Consider the following 14,807-nt stretch of genomic DNA (forward strand, 5'->3'; position numbering starts at 1 on the left):
GTTATACTTCTTTATTATTTAATTTCCTTGTGTACTGTAACTCTCTTCAGAATCGGGTTGTATTTCTTCAACTCAAGTCTTTCTGTAGTATTCTTTCTGTTCTTAGTTGTGATATAACGAGATGTTCCCGGCATTCCACTGTCTTTGTGTTCTGTACATTCCAGAATCACCTGTACTCTGTTACCTTTTGCTTTCTTTGCCATTGTAAGTTTTCTCCTCTACGTTTAGCCGATTACTTTAATGCTTTTCCAATCACAATAACCTTTAGCCACAGCTTCGGTCAGCGCAGCATCCAGTCCCTTTTTGTTGATAATACGCAGCCCATTAGCGCAAATACTAAGGCTGATCCAACAATCCTGTTCTACATAATAGAACTTTTTGTTAAACAAGTTCAAATCAAAGGTTCTTTTAGTTCTTCTCTTTGAGTGTGAAACATTGTTGCCAATCATGGCTTTCTTTCCGGTAATTTGACAAATCTTCGACATTTCTATCTTATTTTTATAGTTTTATATCTATACTTATTTCAAACAGGACGCAAAGTAAGCACTTTTATCCGTATAAAACAAGGATTTCTTAAAATAATTCACTTATAAGCAGCTATTTTTCTTTATTTGAGTAAATCCCGAAGCATTAGTAGTGCATTATTGCACGCTCTTTCAATATTCATGGCTCTTCCGCGATTCGTTTCTTGCTTGTAAGTACGAATTTCGTTTTTATAACCAGCAGCTATCCAAACAGTCCCCACAGGTTTCTCCGGAGTGCCGCCACCCGGACCGGCTATTCCCGATGTCGCGACAGCACAGTCAGTTTTTAATGCTTTCATCGCGCCTTTTACCATTTCAATCACAGTCTTTTCACTTACAGCACCATAACGTTCTAATGTTTCGGGAGCCACGTGTAGAAGTCTCGTTTTTACATCATTAGAGTAAGCTACCACACTGCCATTAAAATATTCCGAGCTTCCGGCGATGGACGTTAATCGTGCGGCAATGCTTCCACCGGTACAACTTTCTGCGGTGGAAACGGTCAATTTCTTCTTTTTCAAAAGTTCGCCTACGATAATCTCCAACGGTGTATCTTCCTCGCAAAAAATGTCTTCACCCAATATTTCCTCTAGTTTTACTTTTTCACGGTCAAGAAGAGTTTTTATTTCTTCTCTTTTTTGTCCGCGTCCGGTCAGTCTCAAGCGAATGATCCCAAGTTTGGGCAGATATGCCAACTTAATACATTCCGGCAAAGCATTTTCCCAAGGCTCTAATTTTTCCGCCAGCACTGATTCCGGATAATTCTGCACAAGGACAGTTTGGTGGATGATTACGTCTGTGTGAAATCTTTCGTGCAACTTAGGCAATACGCTTTCAGTCATAACGACAGTCATTTCCTGCGGGACTCCCGGCATGGAAACAAGTACCTTTCCATCCCTTTCAAACCAACTGACAGAGGCACTTCCTACAGGATTGTTGATTACCGTGCAGTCTTTAGGAACCATCGCTTGGCTTTTATTGAGTGCGTTCATTGGAATTTTTCCCGCCAATACTCGTTTTACATTTTCGAATACTTCTTTACTGAATATCAGTTCCGTATGAAAGAACTTGCAAAGAGTTTGTTTGGTTATATCATCCTTAGTAGGGCCAAGTCCTCCGGTCACTAAAACGATATTTACCCTTTTCATCGCATTATCAATCGCTTCCAGAATCTCTTCCTCCCGGTCGCGGACTGAAACGACACGAAGAACTTCAATACCTATTTTGTTCAATTCCTGCCCCATCCAGGCGGAATTAGTATCGACGACCTGCCCAATCAACAGTTCATCACCAATGGTTATAATCTCAGCAAACATATTTTCCTGCTCTATTTTAATAATATATTATAATAGGTATGCGAAAACAACTTATAATGTAACGCGAGAATAAGCCGGAAGATCAATGGAGCAGAAATCCTTATCCAAATATTTGAAATATCCAGTAATGGCAATCATAGCTGCATTGTCAGTCGTGTAGCTGAATTTGGGGATAAATATGTTCCAACCATATTTATCAGCATGTTCCCGGAACGAATTACGCAATCCATTGTTTGCAGAAACTCCTCCTGCTACTGCCACTTCTTTAATTTTATATTCTTTAGCTGCTTTCCTCAACTTATCCATCAGAATGTCCACAACCGTTGCTTCCAGCGATGCCGCCAAATCTACTTTATGGTGTTCGATGAAATCAGGATCCTCTTTCATCCAATCGCGCAATGAATACAGAAATGAAGTTTTCAACCCGCTAAAACTATAATCCAAGCCTGGAATATGTGGTTTGCTGAATGTGAAAGCTTTCGGATTTCCTTGACGTGCCAACTTATCAATAATTGGACCGCCCGGATAGCCTAGTCCCATAACTTTCGAACATTTATCAATCGCCTCACCTGCAGCATCATCAATCGTCTGACCAAGAATTTCCATGTCATTATATGCTTTTACCAATATAATTTGTGAATTTCCACCGGATACCAACAGGCAAAGGAACGGGAATTGGGGTTGCTTATTCTCCTCTCCTTCCGCTTTAATAAAATGCGCTAAAACATGACCTGTCAGATGATTAACATCAATCAAAGGAATGTTTAAGGAACGTGCGAATCCTTTAGCAAAAGAGACACCGACAAGCAAAGAGCCCATTAAACCCGGTCCGCGGGTGAAAGCTACAGCGCTCAATTCTTCTTTGGTAATGCCGGCACGTTTTAATGCTTCGTGTACTACCGGTACAATGTTTTGTTGATGTGCCCGTGAAGCCAGTTCGGGTACTACTCCACCGTATGCTTCGTGTACGGCTTGACTTGATACCACATTTGACAGCAGATAACCATCCTTGATAACGGCTGCCGACGTATCATCACAAGAGGATTCAATTCCTAATATTATTGCACTCATAAGTATTTAAACTATTAAACGGTGCAAAAGTAATCATAAAACTACGATTCATAACGAACTATTTTATATTTTTGTTCGCAAAATAAAAGTAATCGCTTATCAGAACGCTGAAAAAGACTGTACGCTGGGTAGTCGGTATTGTACTGGGAGTATATATAGGGGCTATTATCTTGCTGAATATACCAAATATTCAGCAAGCAATGAGTTCATTTGTAGCAAAAGAACTTTCTGAAGTTTTGGGAACAAAAGTCATGATCGGCAGAATTAATATCGGATTGCTGAACCGTATTATCATTGACGATGTGTTGCTTGACGATCAAAGCGGACAGGAAATGCTCAAAGTCACCCGTCTGTCTGCCAAATTTGATATAATGCCTTTCTTTAAAGGAAAGATTTCCATCAGCAGTGTCCAGCTTTTCGGATTCAATATCAGTCTTCAAAAAGATATGCCGGATTCTCCGCCTAATTTTAAGTTTGTCCTGGATGCTTTTGCGTCTAAGGATACTGTGAAGAAAGAGAGCTCACTTGATTTGCGTATCAATTCGATTTTAATTCGTCGTGGACGGATGACCTATCATGTGCTTTCAGAAGAGGAAACACCGGGAAAGTTTAATGCTAAACATGTCCAGCTTCAAAATATCATTGCTAATATTTCTTTGAAAGCATTGAGCAAGGACTCCATGAATTTAGGAATCAAACGATTGAGCCTTGACGAGAAGGGATCGGGATTCTCTTTAAAGAAATTGAGCCTGAAATTGGTTGCCAACAGTAAACATACCAATATTGACAATTTTGTTATCGAACTGCCTGAGACTTCCTTAAAGATGGATACCATACATTTGGTATATGATAGCCTGCAAGCTTTTAATCACTTTGCGGAGCAGGTTCGTTTTTCTTTCCGCACACTACCGTCGCAAGTTACGTTAAAAGATATTTCGGCATTTGTACCCGTTTTGTCGCATTTTAAGGAATCGGTAACTTTGGATATGGAAGTGAAAGGTACGGTTGACCAGTTGACTTGCTCGCATTTGGAAATTACAGCAGACGACCGCCAGTTTCGCCTTAGGGGAGATGTGTCGCTTCAAGATTTGTCGCACCCACAGGATGCATATGTATATGGCACTCTTTCCGAACTTTCAGCCAATACTCGTGGCGTCGGCTTTTTGGTACGTAATTTGAACCAAAATTATAATGGAGTTCCTCCTATCCTTGAACGTTTGGGTGATGTTAGCTTCCGGGGGGAAATCTCCGGGTATTTCACAGATCTGGTCACATATGGACAATTGCGTACTAGCTTGGGAAATGTAAAGACTGACTTGAAGTTAAGTACGGATAAGAGCAAAGGACTATTTGCTTACTCCGGTGCAGTGAAAACAGAAGATTTTAAACTTGGGGAGCTATTGGCTAATGAGCAGTTGGGAGAAATCACATTCAATCTCGATGTGCATGGCCGGCACATTACAGACCAGCTTCCGGTTGTTGAATTAAAAGGATTGATTGCCTCTATAGATTATAGTAGATATAGATATGAGAATATAACGCTGGATGGCGAATATAAACGAGGCGGATTTAATGGTAAGATTGCATTGGATGACCCGAATGGCTCCATTTATTTGAATGGAGACGTTAATGTCGCTTCCAAAGTTCCGACCTTTAATTTTCTTGCGGTAATTGACAAGGTGCGGCCAAATGACCTTAATCTTACTACCAAATATCCGGATTCGGAATTTTCCCTGAAATTGAAAACCAATTTTACGGGTGGGTCTGTGGGTGAGATGATCGGAGAAATTAATGTAGACAGTTTGAGGTTTACAGCTCCGGATAAAGAGTATTTCATGAAAAATATGAATATCCGGGCAAAAAGGCAAAATAACGAGAATCAACTACGGCTGACTTCCGAGTTTCTGACAGCAAGCGTAGAAGGAAAATTCCAATACCACACGCTGCCTGCCAGTATTCTGAATATCATGAGGAAGTATGTTCCTTCTCTGATATTGCCCCCAAAAAAGCCGATTGAAACACACAATAATTTCCTGTTTGATATACATATATATAATACAGATATCTTATCTACTATTTTTGATATTCCACTGACAGTATATACTCATTCTACTTTGAAGGGGTATTTTAATGATCCTATGCAGCGTTTGCGCGTGGAAGGATATTTCCCGCGTTTGCAATATAAGAATAACTATATAGAGTCTGGTATGATTCTATGTGAAAATCCGGCAGATCATATTCGTGCGCAGGTTCGTTTAACCAGTTTGAAAAAGAAGGGAGCAGTGAATTTTTCACTGGATGCGCAAGCGAAAGACGATAATGTCAGTACGACTTTGAATTGGGGAAACAGTGCGGCAGTAACATATAGCGGACAATTGGCCACCGTAGCCAAATTCTTGCGTACCGAAGGAGAAAAGCCGCTGTTGAAAGCAATGGTGGATGTGAAGCCAACAGATATTATTTTAAATGATACCCTTTGGAAGGTTCATCCCTCGCAAGTGGTAGTAGACTCAGGAAAGGTTGATGTGAATAATTTCTATTTTAGTCACCAAGATCGTTATGTGCGTATCAACGGGCGTCTCTCCGATAATCCCCAAGACACGGTTAAAGTCAATTTGAAGGACATTAACATGGGATATGTTTTTGATATTGCGAGTATCTCTGATGATGTAAACTTTGAAGGTGACGCTACGGGAACAGCTTACGCAAGCGGTGTGCTAAAAAAGCCCGTAATGAATACTCGCTTATTCGTGAAGAATTTCTCTCTTAACGAAGGACGTTTGGGCGACCTGGATATATATGGTGAATGGGATAATGAAAATAGAGGTATTCGCCTGGATGCATCTATTCAAGACATAACTCCTGCCCCATCACGTGTCACCGGTATTATTTATCCGTTAAAACCTGAGAGTGGACTTGACTTGAATATTGAAGCAAATGGATTGAACTTGAAGTTTCTTGAATATTATATGAAGTCTATTGCTACCGATATAAAAGGTCGGGGAACTGGAAAGGTACATTTCTATGGAAAATTCAAGGGATTGAATTTGGATGGCGCAGTCATGACGGACGCTTCCATGAAATTTGATATATTGAATACCCATTTTGCTGTTAAGGATACGATTCACCTAGCTCCTACCGGATTGACATTTAATAATATGTATATCTCTGATATGGAAGGGCATACCGGAAGAATAAATGGATATTTGCATTTTCAGCATTTTAAGAACTTGAATTATCGTTTTGAGATACAAGCTAATAATATGCTTGTGATGAATACGAAGGAATCTCCCGATATGCCTTTCTATGGTACGGTATATGGTACGGGCAATGTATTGCTTTCCGGAAATGCTGTTCAAGGATTGGAAGTAAATGCTGCCATGACTACCAACCGGAATACAGTCTTCACCTATATAAATGGTAGTGTAGCGTCGGCTACCAGCAACCAGTTTATTAAGTTTGTGGATAAAACTCCCCGTCGCACAATTCAAGATTCTGTTCAAATCATCTCTTACTATGATCAGATACAGCAGAAACGCCAGGCGGAGACAGAGGAACAAAAGACGGATATTCGTTTGAATATCCTGGTGGATGCAACACCCGATGCTACTATGCGAATTATCATGGACCCGGTTGCCGGAGATTATATCAGTGGAAAGGGTACAGGAAATATCCGGACTGAATTCTATAATAAAGGCGATGTGAAGATGTTCGGTAATTATAGAATTACTCAAGGAGTATATAAGTTTAGTTTGCAAGAAGTCATTCGCAAGGATTTTGTGATCAAAGATGGAAGTACGATAACTTTCAATGGCGCTCCTTTGGATGCTAATATGGATATCCAAGCCTCATACACTGTAAACTCCGCTTCTTTGAATGATTTGATGCCCGATGCTTCGGTTATTATACAACAACCTAATGTACGGGTAAATTGTATTATGAATCTAAGTGGAATATTGGTACGCCCGACTATCAAACTGGGTATCGAACTTCCGAATGAAAGAGATGAGGTGCAGACATTGGTACGCAATTATATCAGTACGGAAGAACAGATGAACATGCAGATTCTTTATTTGTTAGGTATCGGTAAGTTCTACACAGAAGATGCCCGGAATAATAATCAAAATTCCAATGTGATGTCATCGGTACTCTCTTCTACCCTTTCCGGTCAGCTAAACAACGCCTTATCACAGATTTTTGAAACAAATAATTGGAATATTGGAACAAACTTGAGTACAGGGGATAAAGGTTGGACGGATATGGAAGTGGAAGGTATTTTGTCCGGTCAACTATTGAATAACAGATTGTTGATTAATGGAAACTTCGGCTATCGGGACAATCCTATGGCGAATACGAATTTTGTTGGGGACTTTGAAGCGGAATGGCTGATTAACCGCTCGGGAGACATTCGTTTAAAAGCGTATAATGAAACGAATGATCGTTACTATACGAAAACGAACTTGACTACACAAGGTGTAGGTATTATGTATAAGAAAGATTTCAATAAATGGAGCGATTTGTTCTTTTGGAATAAATGGAAGCTACGCAATAAACGGAAACAGGAAGAAGCTGAAAAGGTGAAGGGGAAAACAAGATAAAACTTTTCGGAGAACAACCTTGTAGCAAACAGTCGCAAATTCTTTTTTGATTTATATTTGCTTCATAATAAATTATTAAAAAAGATTTTTTATGAAAACAAGTAATCGAAACATCTACAATTTTTTAATCGTTTTTGCTTTATTGTTTTCTTTCTATGGATGCTCATCGGATGAAGATGAACAACAAGAAAGCCAACTCCCGACTTTTAAATCATTTCAAGGAACATTTAGTCCGATAAGTGGCAATGGAGAATATGTAGATGGTGTATGGCATAGTGAAGTGGTATGTTCTGCTATTATATTAGATAACGGTGGATCTCCTATTATTGAATACGGCTTTTGTTGGGTAAAGAATACGACAGACACGCCTTCCTTAGAAAATGGAGAGAAAATCGTAGTAGGAACCGATAACTTTATAGGAAGCTATAGTGCAAAATTACTGGTCGAGTTGTATAAAAATTATAATGTACGAGCTTATGCCATTAATTCATCAGGAGTAAGTTACGATGATATGAAGCTTGCTCGTGGCGGCTCAATAAGTCCAAGATAAAGCAGTTCTGCAGCTTGAATAGATTCCTATTAAAAAAACAGTTACATAGGAATCTATTCGATAAATATAAATGATGCCCACTTATTAGGCTCATTTGGATATTTGTTTTTCATATTGCGTTGAGCCATAATGAATGCATTTTGTTTATTTATCCCCTCCTGCCAATAGTGATAAAAATCTACCATCAATTCTTTAGTTTCTTTATCTGGTATATTCTGAAAAGAAATAATCAACGATTTTACCCCGGCTTGACGAAAAGCACGTTGTAGGCTGAAACAACCTTCTCCATAACGCACATCTCCTTTTCCTGTGCCACAACCTGATAACACAACCAACTCTGTACCGGATAAGTTCATTGATGCAATCTCATATGCAGTAAGAATTCCGTCATTTGTTCCCAAAGGCTGCAAACCATTCCAGACAGAGTTGGCGCCGGAAAATGCAAGTCCCGTATGCAATAAATGATTCTTATGTCCGCTAAATCCATCCAGTTGAAGGACATCACTTTGAATTTTAGGATTATATAAAATATGGAAACCATGAGTAGAGATATGTATGACTGCAGAATTTAGTGATTGGCCGGATAAATTTCTGAATGCAGTTTCTGTTGCGTCTTTACCCATATATTTGTGAATATTCCACTGACTTGAAAGAAGTTTTTCTATGCTTTCAATCTCGTCAACTGTTCCTTGCAAATATTGAAATCCTTGTATCGCAGTTTGGGAAGATGGAGTATAGTTAAACCTAGCCCCTCCAAAAAAGAATATGTCCTTTTGCGAAACAGAAGTGATATGTGTCCGTTCTGATTTTATACGAGGAATATCATTGCTGGAGAATAAATAATGAAAGTTATAATTATCAATAATATATTCATCTTCATTATGAATAGATGCAAATGAAAGATATTTCAACGTCTCTTCTGAAGAGATATAAAGATGAGTACACTCTCCTATCACTTCTTTGATCGGAATCCAAATCTTGTCATATAGTGTTTCGTTTTTTTTAGTCATTAACACAGTTTCAGGAGGTAACGTTATCAGATGAGGAGATTTGTTTTTGGTAAAGACAATGGCTGCATAGCCATTATTTACCACATCGTAAGGTAAACTGAAAATCTCTATTACAGCCTCATTGGAATTTAGTGAAGCGGCAATCTCATTCCAAGGTTTTATTTCCAAAAAATGAGATGGTACACTTTTTTTTACATAGTTGATTAATGCTCTTTCCTGTTCCCTGCGTATGACCTGATTTTGTAGCCATTTAGTCCTACTTTCGGGAGATTGAGCCTTAAATGAGTTTCTATCTAAAGCAATTGAATCTATAAGCGATTGCATCTTTAAAATGGATTTACTGTCAGTGTCGGTTAAATAACGGTGATATTGAAAAGATGGTTTAGCAAATAGCTCTTTCATTAGTAGAATGTTTTCATATAGAAAAGGTATCATTCCTTCAAGATTGTGGTTTTCATAGGCAAAAATTTGCATTTCCTCAAAATAAGGCTTCATTATTTCGCAAAGTTCGTGCTGTTCAGATGGTAACAGGAAAGAACAATCATCATCTATTGTCTTTTTTATTAACCGCTCAATCAATCTATATATTTTTAATGCATATAGAGGTTCTTGGCTACTCACACAAGTTCGTGCAGCTTCCCGATACATAGAAAAATATTCGGGCATTTTTTGTTCATATAAGATATCCTTGACCGAAACTGGATAATACATGCTTTTAGCGATTCTCAAGCATTCACCTAAAGTGGCAAGAGATAAAGAAGGCAATAGACAGGCATTTTCCAACCGTCTATGTAAAATTCTCCGTTCATAATCGGCAAGAGTTTCCCATGACGTTTTTTTTTGCGCCTTATTGATTTCTTTTATAATTCGTTCTGTATTGCCTGTCTCCCAATAATATCTGGTAATGGTATTCAAATGTTCCAATCGTGGAAACTCCAACTGCTCATGAATGGAATGAAGCTTATCTTGGGAATTTCCTTCACGTAACCAGTCACATATCGTATATCCGGCTATTGCCAAAGTAGATGCCTCTGAAATTATATGAAGCAGGGACAGATCCAGATACTGGTCTCCTCTACTTGTCAATAGGTCTAAAAGGAATATGTTAATATCCAAATTTTGTTCATACAATATAAAGTCATCTTTACTTTCGGGAGTCTTATTATTCAACACTTGTGACAGTATTTTACTGGCTTTAGTACCCGCGATTCTGCTTTCTTCATACATGCCTAATTCACGGCAATATCGGGCTATAGAATATAGCTCATTTGCATATTGGGCACTGTCATGTGCTTGTTCCAGCCTCTGAAAATGTTCCACTCCTTTATTAAATGAATGCTCGTTTATTTGAGCATACACATTATCAGTGATACATAAAAGTAGAATACAGCCGAATAATAACAGTATTTCTTTTTTTAGAACCATTTCTTTTCTTTTAAAAGCTGCTCTATAAAAGTTGTTTTTTGCATATATATTCCATTGTTATCCTTTATTCTTTCAACCATTTGCAATGCTTTATTCCTGTCGTTTGTTTTCATATAGCAACAAAGCAACAGCCATTCAGCTTCTTCCTTATATTGAGTATCAATCAAGGATAGTAATAATGGAATAGCTTCCTGCTCTTTTTTTTGCTCCATGAAGGCTATACTTATATAGAGTTGTGTAGATACAGGAAAAGTATCAAGCATATCAAAAAGATTTTTCTTCTGATATAATTCAGCAATAACTTTATATTGTTGTTTTTCATAGGCATTTATAATTTGCTGGTTATATAAAGCTATTTCATCAGCCAATCCTTCACCACGTGCTCGTTCAATAATAGGTACTTCATAATATGCAGCATAGATTTCTTGTGGGGTATAACGATATGAATTTCCCACATATAAACCGATGCCCACAAGTACAAATACAACACAAGCTACAGTTGTTATCCATGGACGAATATACCCTCCTTTAGATGCTTCCATTGCTGTCCTAGCCTCTTTTTCCGCACGAATTAGTTCTCCTTCAATTAGTAACATACGGAGTTTGACTTGCTGCTTCAGATTTTTATCAGTTTCAAGTTTCTGACTAAAATCCCGTCGTTCGGCAGGAGACATTTCATTATTGATGAATTGGTCTATTTGTTGTTCAAGTTGTTGTTTATCCATTATCTTGCATTTTTATTATCCTAATATGATACCGGCAGACTCCAGTCTTTTTTTTAACTCAAATGATAACCTGCGCAAACAGGAACTTTTCTTATTTTTGGCTACCTGCTCTGTCTTATAATTCATATATTGAGCTATATCTTCCATTTTCCGATGTTCCCAGTAATAAAGAGTAAGTACCTTATTACAATCCGTATCAGCTTCTTCCAGTAACTTTGATACAATGTTTTGTGCTTCGTTCCATTCTTCTACAGGATATTGTTGCGCACCCCACTCGGATGCTAATGTCTGAAGCATACCCATTTTCTTCTGCTCCTGGTTCAGGTGTTTGAAAATGTGGTGCTTTCCTATTTCAAACAGATATGTTTTCAGGGATATATTCCGTTCTGTGTATTTTCCATTCCTGATATTCTGATACATGGCAGTAAAACTTTCCTGGTAAATATCTGCTGCTGTATCTTCATTTACAAAATAATATTTTGCGGCGAACTGAATAAAAGGGGATTTATATAGCTCATACAAGGTTTCGATCTCTTTGTTCATCTCCCTTGAATGACTTTTCTTTCCTATGTAACTGAATATTTTCATAATTATTTTCTTTGTCCTATATAAAAAAGAACCGTTTCATCAGAACATTCCATATAAGGTATTTGTAACCGGAGGTTTGAATGCTTTAGAGAAAGCATGTCTTTTAAAAGTTTTTGAAAAAAAGCTTTTGTTGTACATGGAAATTTCATCTCTTTTATCTGTCGACAAAAAACATAAGTTAATTTGCCAACATACATAGAACGTTGTTTGTCATAATATTCATAGTTTGTAAACTCAGGTAAACATGCGCTGAATACAGCAATGTCAGCCAGCCCTTTTTGTTTTTTCAGTCGCAAACTTAATTCTTGATGTTTACCAGGTAACGGCACATATCCTTCCGGCGCAAAGATAGCAGTCGTTCCTCGGATATATTCTTTATAGCTTCTAATATATTCTTCTCCATCCCGGTTTGCAGTACCACTATGACAAGCATCTAATGTGACAATAACTCTTCCCGCTTCACCTGCTTTTCGACGAAGTTTGTCAAGCCATATACCTAACTCATCATCTCGCAAATGATTTTCTCCTTCATATTGCTGCGGAACATACTTATGTTTTGCATCATACAATACCAGACTTTCGTCCAATCCGTCTTCTTCGTCTCCGTTATCATCCATCATTTGCTGCCCGTGACAAGAGAAATGTAAAAAGACAGCGTCTCCCGGTTCTGTGTCATTACAGAGCTTTTCCAATGCACTTGAGACATTTACTCTGATAGCTTGTTCGTCAGACAAGATAGTAATATGGGCAGGCTGAAACTTCTTTAATGATAAAATTTCCAAGATATATTTTTTATCATTGTCGGCATGAATACTTTCCCATCCGCTATTTAGAGGATAGTTGGCTATTGCAACGATAAGTGCTCTATTGGTTTGTGCAGACATATAAATATTTATCAGACATCCAATTAGAATAAAAAAATATTTTATAAAGTTCCATTTATTCATGATATCGGCAAAAATAAATCATTTTTTTTAATTCTCCCCTGTTACCTTTTCCCTTTTTCTTGTATAAAGAGAAAAAAACAAACCTTGTTTTGACGAGGTGCGTAATTAATAATTGTGATGATGTTCCAAAACAAGGTTCATTGTTTTTCACCAACAACCTTGTGCCGGATAGTGCACAACTGTTATTTAACTTATTTTTGTCCAACATAAGTACATAAAACATGAATGATAAACTAAGTATATCTTATCATACAGCAAAAAGAATTTTATTGGAGCTATTGGAAAACAATGATTTTTCAACAGATGAAGATATTTTGAAGATATTAGGTTCGGTAGTACAAAAAGAGAGCGATAATGAAACAAACAATGATAAGGAAGAGATGAGCCGGATTGTCATAGACAAGAACGGGCGCATATTTTTGCCTGACTATACTTCCATGGAAGTGAAGATGCCATATCTGCCTAAAACGGTATTCCTTTTTTTCTTAATACATAAGGAAGGTATAGAATTCAAAAGTATGTACAACTATATGCACGAGTTGTATGAAATCTATCAAATAGTAGCGTTAGAGAAAAATACGGAAGCTAGCAAGATAAGACGCAGCCTTGACAATTTGGTGGAACCTGTCAATAATAGAATTTACGAAACATGCTCTATTATCCGTCGATGTCTTGCGAACGTAGTTCCTGAAGCATTGATAAAAATGTATTGCGTTACGGGGAAACGAGGGGGAAAGCATTGGATTGGAATTGATTCCTCATTAATAGAAATAGAAAACATAAAACTGAAAGAAATATTTGACCAAAGGCATAATCACTAAAACTTTATAAATAATGAATGTGTCGATTGTTGAGTTTATTAAATCAATTTTTTAAATATTATACTTATGAGAAAATTAAAGAGCATCAGTAAAAGTCAAGGGATATAATTATAAAGATGCTAATAACCCTTTTGAATAAAATGTGTAACTTATAAAATCATAGAATTATGGAACTTAAATTTTTGAACAAATTGGACACTGCTATTTTCAAACACCTTAATCCTACACATCAAGCGGTAACAGGTACAACAGCAGTACATGCATTTATTGGTGGAGCTATCATATCACTAATCGTTTTTATCATGCAAATGTGCACAAATAATGACGCATTGATTGAAGTAGTTGCAGGAATCGGGTTGCTTGCCTTAGCAGGTTGGGTAATTAATTATTCTCTTCTCACTTTAAAGGCATTTCCAGGATGGGGAGGACGTATAGCTTATGGAGCATATGTACTGTTTCTAGCCTACCTTGCTTTTATGGTAGCCATGTGGGCAATAATGATTGCTTTGCTAGGACTATTTTTGTATGGTATCTTTAAGATATTTTTTAGCAACGGTTCTAAAAAAAGCAAGGCACGTTTTGTTTATGAGGATGGTACGGAAGTAGAAGCCAAAGAAGTGGGAAGAGGAATTTGTGGCGAGAGATATTTTGAAGGAGAAAATGGTGAGAGAGGAACAATTCCTTAATTTTTTATTAGTAATAAACGACGACATTATTCTAAACGAATGATGTCATCGTTTATTGTATAATTTTTAGAGGTTTTTAGTTATCAATATCAATCAAGTTGAATTGCAAGTCGAATTTTAATTCCACGCGGTTGGAAAGTTTCACTTCATACTCTTTTTTATCTCGCTCTATTTTAAGCACTTTTACATCAGGATAATTTGCTGTCACATATTTCTGAATGGCTGCGGGGATGATGGCTGCGGGTACAGAAGAAAATTTGCAATTCACCTCTTCCCAATTCCCCTTCTTGTCAAATTCTACTTTATTACCATTCGTAAAAATCACTTCATAGCTTTTATAGAAGAAATCACTTTCCATCTTTGCCAAAGCTACTTTGCTGTCAGCGAAATGTTGCTTAATGAACTGTTGTGCTGGTTGTGGCATTTGAGAAACCTGAATTGGTTTGTCGTCATCTGCATAAGCGACTGTTTGCAAAGTAAATAAGCACACTAATAAGAATACTAACTTTTTCATAAACGTTGTTTTTTTAATTGGTTTTACTATTA

General features: G+C 37.4%; 13 protein-coding genes. 4 read left to right on the plus strand and 9 right to left on the minus strand.

Annotated features, from left to right (window positions below):
• Positions 1–14 precede the first annotated feature (14 nt).
• The 4 genes from rpmG to tsaD all read right to left on the minus strand — a co-directional run bounded on the left by rpmG (position 15) and on the right by tsaD (position 2,911).
• Positions 15–203 carry a 50S ribosomal protein L33 gene (gene rpmG, locus CLIN57ABFB40_RS06620; RefSeq protein WP_002560155.1) on the minus strand — a complete coding sequence of 63 codons (189 nt, stop codon included), beginning with the start codon at positions 201–203 and terminating at the stop codon, positions 15–17.
• Positions 204–224: 21 nt separating this feature from the next.
• A complete protein-coding gene (gene rpmB / locus CLIN57ABFB40_RS06625) occupies positions 225–485 on the minus strand; it encodes a 50S ribosomal protein L28 (RefSeq protein WP_004295983.1) in 261 nt (86 codons plus the stop codon).
• 122 nt (positions 486–607) lie between these two features.
• Complete coding sequence (locus CLIN57ABFB40_RS06630; RefSeq protein ID WP_175629409.1) at positions 608–1,840, minus strand: competence/damage-inducible protein A; 1,233 nt, start codon at positions 1,838–1,840, stop codon at positions 608–610.
• A 51-nt stretch (positions 1,841–1,891) separates the two neighbouring features.
• Positions 1,892–2,911: a tRNA (adenosine(37)-N6)-threonylcarbamoyltransferase complex transferase subunit TsaD gene (tsaD, locus tag CLIN57ABFB40_RS06635; protein WP_175629410.1), complete on the minus strand. Its 1,020-nt coding sequence runs from the start codon at positions 2,909–2,911 to the stop codon at positions 1,892–1,894.
• Between the two features lie 200 nt (positions 2,912–3,111).
• On the opposite strand from tsaD, the gene CLIN57ABFB40_RS06640 reads away from it, so the two are divergent.
• Both CLIN57ABFB40_RS06640 and CLIN57ABFB40_RS06645 read left to right on the plus strand, forming a co-directional pair.
• Positions 3,112–7,509, plus strand: a complete 4,398-nt coding sequence (locus CLIN57ABFB40_RS06640; protein ID WP_175629411.1) for a translocation/assembly module TamB domain-containing protein — start codon at positions 3,112–3,114, stop codon at positions 7,507–7,509.
• 91 nt (positions 7,510–7,600) lie between these two features.
• Positions 7,601–8,059 (plus strand): hypothetical protein, encoded by a 459-nt coding sequence (locus CLIN57ABFB40_RS06645; RefSeq protein ID WP_175629412.1) that lies wholly within the window; start codon positions 7,601–7,603, stop codon positions 8,057–8,059.
• Between the two features lie 53 nt (positions 8,060–8,112).
• Here CLIN57ABFB40_RS06645 and CLIN57ABFB40_RS06650 read toward each other — a convergent pair whose 3' ends face one another.
• The 4 genes from CLIN57ABFB40_RS06650 to CLIN57ABFB40_RS06665 are packed head-to-tail and all read right to left on the minus strand — an operon-like array spanning position 8,113 to position 12,691.
• On the minus strand, positions 8,113–10,494 hold the full coding sequence (locus CLIN57ABFB40_RS06650) for a CHAT domain-containing protein (RefSeq protein ID WP_254871712.1): 2,382 nt from the start codon (positions 10,492–10,494) through the stop codon (positions 8,113–8,115).
• Entirely contained in the window at positions 10,485–11,219 is a 735-nt protein-coding gene (locus CLIN57ABFB40_RS06655; RefSeq protein ID WP_175629413.1) for a hypothetical protein, read from the minus strand. Before CLIN57ABFB40_RS06655 ends, CLIN57ABFB40_RS06650 begins: the two co-directional genes overlap by 10 nt.
• Before the next feature lie 15 nt (positions 11,220–11,234).
• On the minus strand, positions 11,235–11,807 hold the full coding sequence (locus tag CLIN57ABFB40_RS06660; protein ID WP_254871713.1) for an RNA polymerase sigma factor: 573 nt from the start codon (positions 11,805–11,807) through the stop codon (positions 11,235–11,237).
• Between the two features lie 2 nt (positions 11,808–11,809).
• Positions 11,810–12,691, minus strand: coding sequence for a caspase family protein (locus tag CLIN57ABFB40_RS06665; RefSeq protein WP_254871714.1), 882 nt, complete (start codon positions 12,689–12,691; stop codon positions 11,810–11,812).
• 284 nt (positions 12,692–12,975) lie between these two features.
• Here CLIN57ABFB40_RS06665 and CLIN57ABFB40_RS06670 point away from each other — a divergent pair, with 284 nt between their 5' ends.
• Positions 12,976–13,575 (plus strand): hypothetical protein, encoded by a 600-nt coding sequence (locus tag CLIN57ABFB40_RS06670; protein ID WP_175629415.1) that lies wholly within the window; start codon positions 12,976–12,978, stop codon positions 13,573–13,575.
• Positions 13,576–13,742: 167 nt separating this feature from the next.
• Positions 13,743–14,261, plus strand: a complete 519-nt coding sequence (locus CLIN57ABFB40_RS06675) for a hypothetical protein (protein ID WP_175629416.1) — start codon at positions 13,743–13,745, stop codon at positions 14,259–14,261.
• A 76-nt stretch (positions 14,262–14,337) separates the two neighbouring features.
• On the opposite strand, the gene CLIN57ABFB40_RS06680 is transcribed toward CLIN57ABFB40_RS06675, so the two are convergent.
• Positions 14,338–14,775 (minus strand): PepSY-like domain-containing protein, encoded by a 438-nt coding sequence (locus CLIN57ABFB40_RS06680; protein ID WP_175629417.1) that lies wholly within the window; start codon positions 14,773–14,775, stop codon positions 14,338–14,340.
• Between the last annotated feature and the right edge of the window lie 32 nt (positions 14,776–14,807).

This window comes from Bacteroides acidifaciens, assembly GCF_903181435.1.
Taxonomy (GTDB): Bacteria; Bacteroidota; Bacteroidia; order Bacteroidales; family Bacteroidaceae; genus Bacteroides.

Excerpts from the sequence above, each read along its gene's own strand:
- rpmG (WP_002560155.1), bottom strand. The coding sequence starts at position 203 with ATGGCAAAGAAAGCAAAAGGTAACAGAGTACAGGTGATTCTGGAATGT.
- rpmB (WP_004295983.1), bottom strand. The coding sequence starts at position 485 with ATGTCGAAGATTTGTCAAATTACCGGAAAGAAAGCCATGATTGGCAAC.
- CLIN57ABFB40_RS06630 (WP_175629409.1), bottom strand. The coding sequence starts at position 1,840 with ATGTTTGCTGAGATTATAACCATTGGTGATGAACTGTTGATTGGGCAG.
- tsaD (WP_175629410.1), bottom strand. The coding sequence starts at position 2,911 with ATGAGTGCAATAATATTAGGAATTGAATCCTCTTGTGATGATACGTCG.
- CLIN57ABFB40_RS06640 (WP_175629411.1), top strand. The coding sequence starts at position 3,112 with ATGAGTTCATTTGTAGCAAAAGAACTTTCTGAAGTTTTGGGAACAAAA.
- CLIN57ABFB40_RS06645 (WP_175629412.1), top strand. The coding sequence starts at position 7,601 with ATGAAAACAAGTAATCGAAACATCTACAATTTTTTAATCGTTTTTGCT.
- CLIN57ABFB40_RS06650 (WP_254871712.1), bottom strand. The coding sequence starts at position 10,494 with ATGGTTCTAAAAAAAGAAATACTGTTATTATTCGGCTGTATTCTACTT.
- CLIN57ABFB40_RS06655 (WP_175629413.1), bottom strand. The coding sequence starts at position 11,219 with ATGGATAAACAACAACTTGAACAACAAATAGACCAATTCATCAATAAT.
- CLIN57ABFB40_RS06660 (WP_254871713.1), bottom strand. The coding sequence starts at position 11,807 with ATGAAAATATTCAGTTACATAGGAAAGAAAAGTCATTCAAGGGAGATG.
- CLIN57ABFB40_RS06665 (WP_254871714.1), bottom strand. The coding sequence starts at position 12,691 with ATGTCTGCACAAACCAATAGAGCACTTATCGTTGCAATAGCCAACTAT.
- CLIN57ABFB40_RS06670 (WP_175629415.1), top strand. The coding sequence starts at position 12,976 with ATGAATGATAAACTAAGTATATCTTATCATACAGCAAAAAGAATTTTA.
- CLIN57ABFB40_RS06675 (WP_175629416.1), top strand. The coding sequence starts at position 13,743 with ATGGAACTTAAATTTTTGAACAAATTGGACACTGCTATTTTCAAACAC.
- CLIN57ABFB40_RS06680 (WP_175629417.1), bottom strand. The coding sequence starts at position 14,775 with ATGAAAAAGTTAGTATTCTTATTAGTGTGCTTATTTACTTTGCAAACA.